Annotated in this window: 16 protein-coding genes; all 16 read right to left on the bottom strand. The window is 33.4% G+C overall.

Translation table 11 applies throughout. From position 1 onward, the window contains the following. Positions 1-9: 9 nt before the first annotated feature. The gene (locus tag V6251_RS14510) at positions 10-336 is read right to left on the bottom strand and encodes a DUF59 domain-containing protein (RefSeq protein ID WP_028282352.1); all 327 of its coding nucleotides are present in this window, start codon (positions 334-336) and stop codon (positions 10-12) included. 2 nt (positions 337-338) lie between these two features. Continuing rightward, positions 339-764 (bottom strand): SufE family protein, encoded by a 426-nt coding sequence (locus V6251_RS14515; protein WP_028282351.1) that lies wholly within the window; start codon positions 762-764, stop codon positions 339-341. Between the two features lie 88 nt (positions 765-852). Next, positions 853-1668, bottom strand: coding sequence for an META domain-containing protein (locus V6251_RS14520; RefSeq protein WP_341588895.1), 816 nt, complete (start codon positions 1666-1668; stop codon positions 853-855). An 84-nt stretch (positions 1669-1752) separates the two neighbouring features. Continuing rightward, positions 1753-2808: a zinc metalloprotease gene (locus tag V6251_RS14525; RefSeq protein ID WP_341588896.1), complete on the bottom strand. Its 1056-nt coding sequence runs from the start codon at positions 2806-2808 to the stop codon at positions 1753-1755. Positions 2809-2959: 151 nt separating this feature from the next. After that, positions 2960-4174 (bottom strand): aminotransferase class V-fold PLP-dependent enzyme, encoded by a 1215-nt coding sequence (locus V6251_RS14530; RefSeq protein WP_341588897.1) that lies wholly within the window; start codon positions 4172-4174, stop codon positions 2960-2962. A 13-nt stretch (positions 4175-4187) separates the two neighbouring features. Then, positions 4188-4502: a hypothetical protein gene (locus V6251_RS14535; protein ID WP_341588898.1), complete on the bottom strand. Its 315-nt coding sequence runs from the start codon at positions 4500-4502 to the stop codon at positions 4188-4190. Between the two features lie 5 nt (positions 4503-4507). Further along, positions 4508-5821 (bottom strand): Fe-S cluster assembly protein SufD, encoded by a 1314-nt coding sequence (gene sufD / locus V6251_RS14540; RefSeq protein ID WP_341588899.1) that lies wholly within the window; start codon positions 5819-5821, stop codon positions 4508-4510. A 125-nt stretch (positions 5822-5946) separates the two neighbouring features. Beyond that, the gene (gene sufC, locus V6251_RS14545) at positions 5947-6699 is read right to left on the bottom strand and encodes a Fe-S cluster assembly ATPase SufC (RefSeq protein WP_145004400.1); all 753 of its coding nucleotides are present in this window, start codon (positions 6697-6699) and stop codon (positions 5947-5949) included. A 5-nt stretch (positions 6700-6704) separates the two neighbouring features. Next, complete coding sequence (locus tag V6251_RS14550) at positions 6705-7052, bottom strand: hypothetical protein (RefSeq protein WP_341588900.1); 348 nt, start codon at positions 7050-7052, stop codon at positions 6705-6707. A gap of 8 nt (positions 7053-7060) precedes the next feature. Next, on the bottom strand, positions 7061-7924 hold the full coding sequence (mzmL, locus tag V6251_RS14555; protein ID WP_341588901.1) for a quorum-quenching N-acyl-homoserine lactonase MzmL: 864 nt from the start codon (positions 7922-7924) through the stop codon (positions 7061-7063). Between the two features lie 10 nt (positions 7925-7934). After that, positions 7935-9383: a Fe-S cluster assembly protein SufB gene (sufB, locus tag V6251_RS14560; protein WP_145004391.1), complete on the bottom strand. Its 1449-nt coding sequence runs from the start codon at positions 9381-9383 to the stop codon at positions 7935-7937. A gap of 19 nt (positions 9384-9402) precedes the next feature. Then, entirely contained in the window at positions 9403-9732 is a 330-nt protein-coding gene (locus tag V6251_RS14565) for a HesB/IscA family protein (protein WP_028282341.1), read from the bottom strand. Positions 9733-9837: 105 nt separating this feature from the next. Then, a complete protein-coding gene (locus V6251_RS14570; RefSeq protein ID WP_341588902.1) occupies positions 9838-10911 on the bottom strand; it encodes a cytochrome-c peroxidase in 1074 nt (357 codons plus the stop codon). 3 nt (positions 10912-10914) lie between these two features. Continuing rightward, positions 10915-11679: an MbnP family protein gene (locus V6251_RS14575; RefSeq protein ID WP_341588903.1), complete on the bottom strand. Its 765-nt coding sequence runs from the start codon at positions 11677-11679 to the stop codon at positions 10915-10917. Positions 11680-11681: 2 nt separating this feature from the next. Beyond that, the gene (locus V6251_RS14580; protein WP_341588904.1) at positions 11682-13031 is read right to left on the bottom strand and encodes a hypothetical protein; all 1350 of its coding nucleotides are present in this window, start codon (positions 13029-13031) and stop codon (positions 11682-11684) included. Between the two features lie 4 nt (positions 13032-13035). Beyond that, positions 13036-14529, bottom strand: coding sequence for a choice-of-anchor B family protein (locus V6251_RS14585; protein WP_341588905.1), 1494 nt, complete (start codon positions 14527-14529; stop codon positions 13036-13038). Positions 14530-14533: the final 4 nt, after the last annotated feature.

Here is a 14533-nt window from a genome sequence, read left to right on the forward strand (position 1 = left end):
TTTAAGGTATTAAAGCATACCAAGTTCTAGTTTAGCTTCTTCGCTCATTAAGTCTTGAGTCCAAGGTGGATCAAAAGTAATTTCTACTTCGGCATCTTTAACTTCGTTTAAAGATTTTACTTTTTCTTCAACTTCTAAAGGAAGCGTTTCTGCTACAGGACAGTTAGGCGTAGTTAATGTCATTAGGATTTTTACATCATAATCCTCGTTAACAAATACATCATATATTAATCCTAGTTCGTAAATATCGACTGGGATTTCTGGATCATAAATAGTTTTTAAAACCTTTACTATTTTTTCTCCTAATTCTGCTGTATCTATAGTTGTATCACTCATAGTTATTGTAATTGTGTTTGATATGCTATGGCATATAATTTTATTTGTTTTATCATACTAACTAAACCATTTGCTCTAGTTGGTGATAAATGTTCTTTTAAACCTATTTGATCAATAAAATCAGTGTTGGCATCTAATATGTCTTTTGGATGTTGATTAGAGAACGTTCTGATTAATATGGCTATAATCCCTTTTGTTATTATAGCATCACTATCTGCAGTAAAAGTAATTTTATTGTCATCCATTTCGGCATGTACCCAAACTTTACTTTGACAGCCTTTAATGATGTTGTCTTCAGTTTTATACTCTGGTGCAATAAGGGGTAAAGTTTTTCCTAAATCAATCATGTATTGATAGCGTTCTTCCCAATCTTCAAACATTGAAAATTCGTCTACAATTTCATCTTGTATTTCTTTTATCGTCTGCATTTATCAAAATAATTTAGAATGCAAAATTAATCAATATTCAGTGATTAGTTGCTAAATAACTCTTAAAGATAGATTTGAATTTATTGATCTATTTTTTGATATCAGGTTTAGCTACTTCTAATATTTTAGACACTAAATCTGCTATTTGTTTAGGAGGATTACCTGCATCAAAAGTAGGTGTGCTATATTGTTCTCCATTTAATGTTACCGTCAAGTTGGATGAAGCTGCCCCATCGTATTGGTGAGCAGTACTTGGTGGTTCTAGTGTGTTTAAAGATTTGATATCTATAGCTTTAAATAGGGTAGTTATCGTGTCCCAGTCTTGCGTACTACATGCTTTTGTATTTTCCTTTTCTGATCTACTAAACTGAGAGGTTACTGTGGTTTGGTCTATGTTTATCATAGTATAAGTTCCTCTTGAAAAGGCAGTGTATTTAAAAGACAGTGATTGGTCCTGTTTTTGACCTGAAGTAACTATAACAGGTGTTGCATTTAGTACAACTGTGTCATTATTTAAAAGTGAAATAGTATTGTTTGCAACTTTAAAGTTTGTAGTTTTTTCTAAAGCTTTTAAATAATTTTGTTCTAAAGCGTTAGCCTCTTCTTGGCAGAATTTTTTAGTTGATGCTAAATTACTAAAAGTTAAAGTCTCATTATCCAAATTATACGTTCCAAAAAAATTGTTACATCCTGAGAATCCAGAAACGCGTTTATTTGCGTCATCAAACGATAGTGTTATTTCTTGACTTGTTATAGATTGATTGTCTAATAAAGTGACCTTATAATCACCACTTAATGTCTGAGTTGCTTTGTCCATATCTGGATTTAAATTGCTTTTTGAATCTTGAGTTGCACCACAACTATTAAGTAGTATAGAAAATAGAATTATAGTAAATGTTTTCATTATAAATAAAATATTGATTGTTTAACTTAATATTACAAAAAAGACGCCAAAGTTGGCGTCTTTTTAAATAAAAACAATAAAATATTAATTTCCTACTAAAGCAGCTCTTGCTCCTCCAGATTGAAATATGGTTCTCATTCTAGATTTTTGACCTTCTGAAAACATATACATGCAAGCATCATCTACATAATCCATATAATTCATTGTCATGTCTGTAGATCTACAGTTTACTGTAGGGAAAGAAGGACAGCCATAATTTGGTCCATCTGATGAAGGTGTATCTGCAACAAAGTCATCTTGTTTACATCTTCCATCTCCCCAAATATGACGAAGGTTTAAGTAATGCCCAACTTCGTGAGTTAATGTTCTTCCTTGGTTATAAGGTGCTGCAGAACCTCCTGGTAAGCTAGAGTAAAGTACTACTACACCATCCGTAGCTGATGGTCCACCTGGAAACTGTGCATAACCTAAGATTCCACCACTAATATTACAAACCCAAATATTTAAGTGAGTTGATGGTGTTACAGGTGGATAAGCAGCTTTTACTGCATCATTTGTGCTCCAAGCAGAAGTAGAATTTGAGTGTCTAAATGTTCCTGCTAGCGTAAAGTTTATCTCAGAATCTGCTACTAATCCAGCAAATTCAGACGGTACTTGATTTATATCATTATTTGATGCTCTAAAATCATTATTTAGAACATTAATTTGTGAGTTAATTTGTTGATCACTAACATTTTGTTGTGCATTACTATATACAACATGAACATAAACAGGAATATTAACAGCACCTAAATTGTCTACTGGATCACCTCCTCCAGAGCCTCCACCATTTCCGTTTCCATTTCCTCCTCCAGGTTTCCCTTTTGCACTGATTAGTGACCTAGTTTGGTATTCAATATCATACATTTTTTTGTCCAAACCAGGGTTTTCGTTAAGTAGTCTGTTTAAGTTAACCATCGAGTGACATACAGGTCTACCTTGAGCTTGTCTGGAAGTTTCGTCTACATCTGCATCAGTGTAAAGGTAAAAGTCAGACATGTTTATTTGTGTTTGATCTTGTGATAGGTTTTCTGATTTGTCATCACTACATGATGTAAATAGCATTGCAATAGTAGCCATGCATAAAAGTGTTTTCTTCATATGTATTAATATTTTGTTAAACATTTGTGAAATATATAAACTTTTCACTTTTTATTTAAATTATTAAAAAATTTTCGACAAAATACATATGAATATGAAAACGCTCAATATTTCTATTGAGCGTTTTTTAATATAATTTATAGTTGTTATTTTATGAAAGCATCATTTTTGCTTTTTTAACTCCAGAAACTAAAGCATCAATCTCTGCTTTAGTATTATAAAATGCAAACGACGCTCTTATGGTTCCGGGTATATTATAAAAGCTCATTATTGGTTGCGCACAATGGTGACCTGTACGAACAGCGATTCCCATTTTATCTAGTAATGTGCCAACGTCATAAGGATGAATGCCTTCTAATTTAAAAGATATTACAGACGTTTTATTTTTTGAAGTACCATAAATTTTAAGGCCTTCAATTTCTAACAATTTCTCTGTACCATAATCTAAAAGTTCTTTTTCATAAGTGGCTATATTCTCAAAACCAATTGCATTCATATAATCCAATGCTGCTCCAAAAGCAATACCACCACAAATGTTAGGTGTGCCAGCTTCAAATTTATGAGGTAAGCCTGCATAAGTTGTTTTTTCAAAAGTAACTTGGTCAATCATTTCACCACCACCTTGATAGGGTTCCATTTTATTAAGCCACTCTTCTTTTCCGTATAACATACCAACACCAGTTGGACCACAAATTTTGTGGGCAGATGTTACATAAAAATCTACATCTAATGCTTGTACATCAGGTTTAATATGTGGACAAGCTTGCGCACCATCTATCAAAACTGCAGCGCCAAATTTATGTGCTTGGTCGATTATGGTTTTTATAGGATTTATGGTTCCTAAAGCGTTTGATATATGATTTACAAAAACAAGTTTTGTTTTGTCAGACAGTAAAGACGTATAAGCATCCATATCTAATTGGCCTTCCAAAGTCATTGGTATTACCTTAAGTTTTGCTCCAGTTTTTTCGCAAAGCATTTGCCAAGGTACGATGTTACTATGATGTTCTAAAGCCGAAACGATAAGCTCATCATCTTGGTTTATTAATTTGATAAAACCATTAGCAACTAAGTTAATAGCATGTGTTGTACCAGAAGTAAATATAATCTCCTGTGCTTTTTTAGCATTAAAATGGTTTTGTATTGTATGTCTAGCTGCTTCATATTTGTCTGTCGCTTCTTGACTTAGTGCGTGGACGCCACGATGTATATTAGCGTTGTAATTAGAGTAGTAATCTACAATAACATCAATAACCTGTTGTGGTGTTTGTGATGTTGCTGCATTATCAAAATACACCAACGGTTTACCATTTACTTGTCTTTTAAGTATTGGAAAATCTTTACGTATTAAATTGATATCTAACATAATTGAAAATAAATTAAAACTCTTTAGCTACAAAATTAAAAAGTTGTATAAAAAGATAAATACACATTGCTAATGTTATACTAAGTGATAAAGCCACGTGTATCAGCTTTATATTGCCTTTAGCCATTAAGTTAATTAAATTTTTAAATACAAATACAGATAAAACTAGTAACATGTAAGTACATGACAGACCTACAAAGGTTAGTAATATACCATCAAAAAAACCACCTTTTGTAAAGTAAAACAGTGTGCCTGTTACAGCTGCTATTACCAAACAAATACTAATTAATTTAATAAAGGTTTTGTTTGAAGTGTTTAAAATATCCATATTTTTTACAAGTCAAAACCTATATTAACGCCTAATTTATTTGCTATAATTTTAGTTATTCGTTGTTTTAATTCTGGAATTTTTACAGACTTTAAAACGTTGTTACTAAAAGCGTACATTAACAATCCTTTAGCTTCTTTTTCTGGAATACCTCTAGATTTCATATAAAATAAAGCACTTTCGTCTAGTTGACCTATGGTACAACCATGAGAACATTTTACATCATCTGCAAAAATTTCTAGTTGAGGTTTAGAGTTTATCGTTGCTTTATCGCTTAATAATATGTTATTATTTGATTGGAATGCATTGGTTTTTTGTGCCTCTTTATTTACTACAACTTTACCATTAAAGACTCCAGTTGAGCTGTCGTTAAAAATTCCTTTGTAGTCCTGATGACTTTCGCAATTAGGCTCTATATGATGGACTAAAGTGTTGTGGTCAACATGTTGTTTATCTCCAATAATGGTAACTCCATTTAATGTAGAGTCCATATATTCTCCGTTTTGATAAAAGTTTAGATTGTTACGTGTTAACTTTCCTCCAAAACTAAACGTATGTACAGATACATGGCTTTCGCGTTTTTGCTCAACAAAAGTGCTGTCTATTAATGATGCATTAATGTTGTCATTTTGCACTTTATAGTAATCAACTATGGCACGTTTGTTAGCAACAATTTCTGTAACAGAGTTTGTTAAAACAGGATTGTCTGTCAAACTTTGGTGACGCTCTATAATTTGTACGTGAGAGTTTTCGTCAACAACAATTAAGTTACGTGGTTGTAGCATTAATGCAGCTTCATTTCCTGTAGAAAAATGTACTATTTGGATAGGTTTAGCCACCACTTTGTTTTTAGGAATGTGTATGTAGGCACCTTCTTTAGAAAAAGCTGTATTTAAAGATGTTAATCCTTCTTTACCTGCTACTTTATTAAAGTAGTTTTCAATAATTAATTGGTATTTAGGTTTGTGTAATGCCGAAGACATTAGGCAAACATCAATACCATCATGAGTAGTTTGAGATAAATTAGAAGAGTATTTACCATCTATAAACACGATTTTGTAAGTGTCAATATCATCTAGAAAATACTTTTTAATATCACTGTACTCTAAGGTGTTATCTTGTTTAGGAAACAAGCTATAGTCGTGTTTTAAAACACTACTTAAAGAGGTGTATTTCCAAGCTTCGTCCTTTTTTGAAGGAAAGCCTTTAGTTTCAAACATTTTTATTGCTTCGCTTCTAACATCATGTATTTTAGACTCTAAATCGACTTGATTTTCGAATGCTAAAAAAGAGGATACTAATTTTTCTTTTAAACTCATATTTTAAGTCTTCGGTATTCAGCTATTAAAAAACAGGGTTTGTTAGTTAATACTGTAACGTATTATATTTATTTGTGTTTTTAGCGGTAAGTTATCTGTTAGATAACATTACCATTGCAAACTTTTTAAGCGTCTACTTCTTCTTTGATCCAGTCGTAACCTTTTTCTTCTAACTCATGTGCTAGTTCTTTTCCTCCAGACTTAACAATACGACCATTGTATAGTACGTGGACAAAATCAGGTACGATATAGTCTAATAAACGTTGGTAATGAGTAATGACTATTACAGCATTATCTTTACTTTTTAGTTTATTTACACCATTGGCTACAATACGTAAAGCATCGATATCTAATCCTGAATCAGTTTCATCTAAAATGGCTAATTTAGGTTCCAACATAGCCATTTGAAAAATCTCGTTACGTTTCTTTTCTCCACCAGAGAATCCTTCGTTTAAAGATCTAGATAAAAACTTACGATCAATTTCTAAAAGTTCAGATTTTTCACGAATCATTTTTAGCATTTCGTTAGCTGGCATATCAGGTAAGCCTTTAGCTTTTCGTGTTTCGTTAATTGCAGTTTTCATAAAGTTAGTCACGCTAACTCCAGGAATTTCTACTGGATATTGAAACGATAAAAACACACCTTTGTGTGCACGTTCCTCTGCTGCTAATTCGTCAATATCTTCACCTTCTAAAAGAATAGTTCCATCTGTTACTTCATATTCTTCTTTTCCTGCTATTACTGAAGCTAATGTACTTTTACCAGAACCATTTGGTCCCATTATAGCATGTACTTCTCCTGCTTTAACTTCAAGGTTAATACCTTTTAAAATAGATTTATCTTCAACACTTGCGTGTAAATTTTTTATTTGTAACATACTGTTTATTTTCCTAGTTTGATAACGTCGTTTTTATTCGGGTCTAAAGCGCTAACGCTTACTATTTTATTTATTTTTAATTTAAAAGGCCAGCTATCTTCATTTTCTTTTTTAGGAATTAACTCTCCTAAAACTTCTACAGTCACCATATCTGTTGGCTCTTTTTGGTATTGTTTAGCTTGTTCTGCCAATGTACTTACTTGGTCATTTAAGACCACACCATGTATATCATTACCTACTTGAAATACTGCTGCGTTTGCATAGTATACAAAATCTCCTTTAAAGGTTGTGCCTTGATCTTTTTTGCAACTTACAAATGCAATAAAAATTAAAAGAATAGCTATTTTTTTCATGCTTATATTTATTGAATAGGCTCTGGAGCGTGATTTAAACTATTGTAATCTTTTGTTGAATGCTGAATAATCACTCGTGCTCCTTTTTGTTTTGCAAAAGCTTCAAAAGTTTCCATAGATGCTTTTGTGTCCTCTACACTAAAGTTGAAACTTGGTACGATATGATTAGTTCTGTTTTCTTCAAAATGATATAAATCTCCTGCTAAAAATAATGGTCCTTCTTGCTCTAAATCTAAAAATAAAGATTGATGACCTGGTGTGTGACCTGGAGTTGACTTGATAACTACTTTACCATCGCCAAAGACATCTAAATCTCCATTGATTTTTTTAGTTGTTTTTAAATCCTTAATAGCATTGTAGTTATCAGGATTGTTTTTTTGTTGCTCTATACTTGTTACAAAGTCATATTCTACTTCTTGAACAATCCAAGTGGCATATGCCAATTTAGATGCAGATCCAGAGTGATCAAAATGAGTGTGTGATAAGGCTATGTAATCTATATCCTTAGCTTCTAATCCTATAATTTTTAGTTGCTCTTCAATACCTTGATTTCTAGAAACAGTAAACGCACCATCAGGAGTAGTAAATGGTTGTTGTCCTACTAAACCTTCTGCTAATCCAGCATCCCAAAGCAAATTGCCTTTTGGGTGTTGTACTACAAAAAACATATCAGCAAAAGTTTTGCTTTCACCTTTATACAAATCGTCTTGAGAAAAGATCTCTAATTTGTTTACCTGAACTGTTCCTCCATCAAACATAAATAGTTTGATTGGTTCTGCTTTTGTTTGGGTAGTAACCTCTGTTTGTTTATTATCTTTTTTACAAGCTACCATAAAGGTTAAGCTTAATAAAATTAGGGTTAGTTTTTTCATAGTATTTAAATTATCCAACAGATCCTTCTAACGAGATTTCTAATAGTTTTTGCGCTTCAATAGCAAACTCCATTGGTAGTTTATTTAGTACTTCTTTACTAAATCCATTTACAATTAAAGCAATTGCTTTTTCAGTATCTATACCACGTTGGTTGCAATAAAATATTTGGTCTTCACCAATTTTGCTTGTTGTTGCTTCGTGCTCTATTTGTGCAGTCTTATTTTTAGCTTCTATATATGGGAAGGTGTGTGCACCACACTCGTTACCCATTAACAAACTATCACATTGTGAAAAGTTTCTAGCATTGTCTGCACGACTACTAATTTGAACTAAACCACGATAAGAGTTTTGTGATTTTCCTGCAGAAATACCTTTGGAAATAATAGTTGATTTGGTGTTTTTACCCAAATGAATCATTTTAGTTCCAGTATCTGCTTGTTGGTGATTGTTAGTGACAGCAATAGAGTAAAATTCGCCTACAGAATTATCTCCTTTTAGTATACAACTTGGGTATTTCCAAGTTACAGCACTTCCTGTTTCAACTTGAGTCCAAGAGATTTTAGCATTTTTTTCGCATAAACCACGTTTAGTTACAAAGTTGTAAACACCACCTTTTCCTTCGGCATTTCCAGGATACCAGTTTTGTACTGTACTGTATTTTATTTCAGCATCATCCAAAGCAATTAGCTCTACAACTGCTGCGTGTAATTGGTTTTCGTCTCTACTAGGCGCAGTACAACCTTCTAGGTATGATACATAACTACCTTCATCTGCTACTAATAATGTGCGTTCAAATTGTCCTGTACCACCTTGATTAATCCTGAAGTATGTTGATAATTCCATTGGACATTTAACACCTTTAGGAATATAACAAAAAGAACCGTCACTAAATACAGCACTATTTAATGCTGCATAAAAGTTGTCTGTTGTTGGTACGATGGTACCAATGTATTTTCTGACTAATTCTGGATGTTCTTTTATGGCTTCAGATATTGGCATAAAAATAATACCTTTTTCTGCTAAAGTCTTTTTAAATGTTGTGGCAACAGACACAGAGTCAACAACAATATCCATAGCGACATTGTTCATCTTTTTTTGTTCGTCTACAGATATTCCTAGCTTTTTATACATTGCTAGTAAATCTGGATCTACATCATCTAATGTCTTGTTTGGGTCCACAGCAACAGGAGCAGAGTAATATGCAATTGCCTGAAAATCTGGTTTGGTGTAATTTACATTAGCCCAATCCGGTTCTTCCATTGCTTGCCACACTTTAAATGCTTCAAGTCTCCATTCTGTCATCCATTCTGGCTCTTCTTTTTTCATAGAAATAGCACGAACGATATCTTCGTTTAGACCAATAGGGAATGTTTCAGATTCAATATCTGTAAAAAAACCATATTCGTATTCTTTGGTTTTTAATTCTTCTCTAAGGTCGTCCTCTGTATATTTTGACATAATTTGTCTATCAGTTTAATTATAGTGAAAATGATTCGCCACAACCGCAAGTACGGTTAGCGTTAGGGTTATTAAACACAAACCCAGTTCCGTTTAATCCGCCAGAGTATTCTAAAGTGGTACCTATAAGATAAAGAAAACTTTTTTTGTCTACAATAATTTTAACGTCATTGTCTTCAAACACTTTGTCTTCATCTTCTTTTGCTTTGTCAAATTTTAAATCATAAGACAATCCAGAACAACCACCACTTTTTACACCAACGCGAACGTAGTCTGTGCTTGGGTTAAAGCCATCATCATTCATCAATTCGATGACTTTCTTTTTAGCGGTATCAGAAACTTTTATCATACTTGTTAATTAGATTTTATCTAAATAGAGTGCAAAGATACAACATCAGTCGCTTTTTACCATATCAACTAACATTATATTAGTATATGGTTTTATAGGTTTTTCTTATTCAGGAATAAATGCTGGATTGTTTAAAAAAGAAGGGTCAGAAAGCGTTAGCAAAAAGGCCTTTAGGTCAGCTTTGTCTTGTGTTGTAAGATTAACACCTCCTTGTGTCACTTTTTTCATTAAAGGATCAATGGTTGAAGACGCTTGTAGCCCTGTACTGTAATGCTCTATAACTTGATCCAATGTTGCGAATCGACCATCATGCATATAAGGAGCAGTGTAGGCTAGATTACGTAAAGATGGTGATTTAAATTTACCATTATCATTAGGATTACCAGTTATTAAACCAAATCCTAAATCTGAAAATGTGGCATCCAAACCGTTGTTGTGAAACTTATTATCTGTCCAAAGTGGATTGTTTGGATTACCATGACAATGAAAACAATCACCTCTAGTTTCGTCCATAAAGACATCTAATCCATTTTGCTCTTGTGGTGTTAGGGCTACTTCTCCGTTAGAGAATTTATCAAATTTTGAGTTTCCTGAAATTAAAGTGCGTTCAAATTGAGCGATTGCTTTTGTTACTAAAGTTTTAGTAATTGTTGAGGATCCAAATGCTTGCTGAAACAATTGTGGGTATTCTGGGTGGTTGTTAAGCTTAGCCTCTATTGGTTGCCAGCTATCGTTTCCAAGCTCGTTAGCATCTATTACTGGTTCTAGCGCTTGGCTTTCTAATCCTAATGCGTGTCCATCCCAAAAATATCTGTCGTCAAAATTCCAAGCTAAATTAAATAGAGGCATGCTATTTCTGGTGCCTTCAATGTTTGTCACACCAACACTAAACTGATTTGGATCAGCAAAAGCATGTTGTGGTGAATGGCAACTAGCACACGCTTTGGTGTTGTTAACGGATAATATGTTGTCAAAAAATAACTGTTTGCCTAATGCCACACCTTCCACAGTTAATTTGTTACTCACAGGAATTATGGGATCAATTAATTTGTCTTCAAATAGTGAAGGTATTTCTAATTGAAACGGAATAGGTACATAGGCGTTGTCATGCGATGCTTCCTCGGAAGAGCAACTAAAAAGAATTATAAAAAATAGGCTGTATGTTAACCAGTGTTTCATTAGTTATTGTGTGATTTCGCCAATAGTAAACACACTTAAAATGTTTTCTTGCATCATTTTTTGAGCGTCATAATTAGGCATTAAAGGTGTGTCTAATACGTTTAAGTCCCATGTGTTAGGATTTGTAAATAGCTCAGCGATATTCATTTTAACCTCTATAGTAGCTTCATTAGTGATAATTATTGGTGTGTCTAATACTATGGTTGCAAAATTTTGTTCAAATAATCCATCTTCAACTCTTGCTGTACCATTATGATAGTTAAAAGGTAAAGGGTCTGGTGTGTCTACATTATACATACCATCAAATTGTAAAAAATGATAACCACCACCTAACATTTCTGGCCAATTCCAACTGGCTGTATTTAATAATGGATAGGCTCCATTAATATTATCTTCTTCATCAAAACCCCAGACAAAGCTTAAAGTGTAAGTTCCGGAAGGAATTCCATTTATGTCTGGCGCAAAATTGTATGTCTCTTCTACTGCTAAGTCTGTAAATTTAAAGCCTTCAAAACTGTAGGTGTCTCCTGCTGTATTTGTTAGTTTGAATTTAGATGTTAAATATCTAAATCTAACCATGTTTATTACTTCACCATTAGCATTTGTAACTGTTTCTGTTTCTAGATTGCTACTATTAATTAGAGTGTCATTCCAATCATGAGTAAATTTAAAGTTAACGCTTGCAGATAATGTTGTGTTGTCATCCATATCCTCGTTACAAGAAAATGTAATTGCTAAAAGCAATATAAGGGCAATTGTTTTTTTCATTTTTATTTTATTTCAATTAAGAGTAAGTCTGTAAATCCTTTATTTTCAGTTATATCAAAATCATTACTGCTGGATTCTCCAACAGATATTATTGTGCCATTATTAAGTTGCGTAATTCCGTATAAAAAGTCAATGTTACTACCTCCAATACTTTGTTGCCATTTTAAGCTACCATTAGCGTCGATTTTCAAAACCCAACCATCATTTTGGCCTTTATTATTAGTTAAATTTCCGGTTAAACTTCTTGAGCTTCCGCAGATAACAAATCCATTGTCTTGAGTTGAAGAGATTGCTCTACCAACGTCAAAATCTTCTCCTCCATATGTTTTTTCCCAAAGTAATTCTCCTTGCGGAGAAATTTTTATTAGCCAGACATCTGCAGCTCCAAAATTTGTGCTTACGTCAATATCTTCGCTTCTGGTATCTCCTATAATTAAATAGTTTCCGTCTCCTGAAGGTATTATTGCTCTTGCTTCATCAATTTCATCTCCTCCAAAATTTTTCTCCCATTCTAAGTTACCTGAGCTTGAAATTTTAACAACCCAATAATCATATGACCCTTTATTGTTGGAAATATCTGTATCTGCACTATCTGAAGAACCTACAATAATAAAACCTTGATCTGTTGTCTGAATAACATCGTAGGCAGTGTCTGAGAAAAAACCACCAAAGTATTTACTCCATTCTAACGTTCCGGATTGATCCAATTTTACAGCCCAATAATCTCCGCCAGCATGTAATGTTTGGTTGTTTCTGGTATTTCCTGCTCCATTGGATGCTGTAACATCTAAAACTCCGGTTACAAAGAAACCATTGTCGCTAGTTTGTATAATAGAGTAGCCTGTATCTATACCTGAAAAGCCATACGTTTTTTGCCAAATCAAGTTACCTTGAGCGTCTATTTTTATAATCCAAAAGTCTTCCTGCCCATTATTGTTAGTGATGTCTCCATCGTTACTGTAAGTAAATCCAATTATTGCATAACCTCCATCGTTGGTTTGAATAATGTCATTACCTCTTTCGTCACCTGATCCTCCATATGTTTGAGACCATTGTAATTGGTTGTCTTGATTGTATTTTACAACCCAAACATCATAACTGTTATCTAGTTTAGTTGTTACGTCACCATCTGTTGACTGAGTAAAACCTAATACAATGTATCCACCATCTGTTGTTTTTTTGACTGCTTGTCCGCTTTCGTTTTTGGAGCCACCAAAAGTTTTTACATTTTCGATAACACCTTGAGTGGATGTGGTGATATTTGGTGATGCGTTATCAGTATCGTTATTACACGATAATAGGATTGCGGCTAAACAAATAATTATTGTTTTATGTATTGTTTTGTGCTTCATTTAATTAATTGCTTTTACGAACAATTAGTAGTCCTCCTTCAATATCTCCTATAATTATATTGCCACTTTCAAAATAAGGATAAATACTCCAAACACCATTAAATGCAGCACTATTACTTGATGGATAAGTGTCAAAATATCCGGTTTCTGTCATAGAATTAGTTGTAGATGCTATGTTGGAAATATCTAAAACTCGTAATCCTGCTCTGTAATTTGCTAAATAATATTCGTTACCCTTAACGTAACCATTGTGGTCAATTGCAGCTGTTGGTCCAAGATAGGTTGCGTGTGCAATTGGATTGTCTAAGTCTGTAAAGTCGAAAACAAGTGTTTTAGTATTAAAACCAAAATTAAGTTCGTCTTGTTCGTCACCTAAAATAAAATATTTTTGGTCTTCTGTAAACCAACCTTGATGCGCATAAGCGGTTTGAGGGTAGGTAAAACTGCTTATTTCTATGACATTGGATTTATCTGTAACATCTAATATTACGACTTGATCTGTGTTACCATTGCTACCAACATAGATTTGTTTTCCAGTATAATCTAAATCAGGACCAGAATAAGTGACTACTTGTGCGTCATGCGTGTATCCTACAGCTGTGTAATCTCCCAAATTTACCGGATTTGTAGGATTGCTAATATCCACAAATATAGGTCCTCCGCCATTTGTAGAGGTGCATCCTACAAGGTAAGCCACACCTTCAGATTCGTTAATTACAATATTATGGCAGCTGCCAACGTCATTAAATAGAGCGTCTTCAGTAAAATTTTGTGGCGCGTTAATTACATTTCTTAATCGCGTTAAATCAAAGACTTGCATACCATGTGCTCCAACATTATCTGCTACTATAAATGCATGATTATTATAAGTTTTAACATCTCTCCAGGCGTTTGATCCAGCACTTGAGTTTAATCGACCTAAAAATATTGGATTTATTGGGTCAGTTACATCCACAAAAGCTGTACTATTTGATAATCCAATAATGGCATATTCTTTTCCTTCTAAAGGGTCTGTCCAACCCCAAATGTCACTTCCTTCTTGGTTAGTGCTACCGCTTAATATATTAACATTAATTTGTCCTAATAAATCATAACCATTGCAAGGATAAGGTCCTGCCATACCATCTACACATGGATACAGAGGAGCATTTTCTACATCACATGCATCTCCAATTCCGTTATTGTTTTCATCTTCTTGTCCAAGATTAGGAGTTAAAGGACAGTTGTCTAAATTATTAGGGATTCCATCGTTATCTAAGTCATCATCACAAACATCTCCAATACCATCGTTGTCAGCATCCTCTTGATTAGGGTTTGCTATATTAATACAGTTGTCAATATTATCTGCTATACCGTCTTGATCAGCATCTGCAATTGTTGCTATAGGTGTACCTGTTCCGTTTTCGTCATCTTTAGAACAACTTTGGTATATGATAAAAAAACAAAGAACGCTTAGGCTAAGCAAAAATGGTTTTACTGTTTTAGAAATGTTTTTCATGGTG

It is taken from the genome of Olleya sp. Ti.3.14 (assembly GCF_038154885.1).
Lineage (GTDB): Bacteria > Bacteroidota > Bacteroidia > Flavobacteriales > Flavobacteriaceae > Olleya.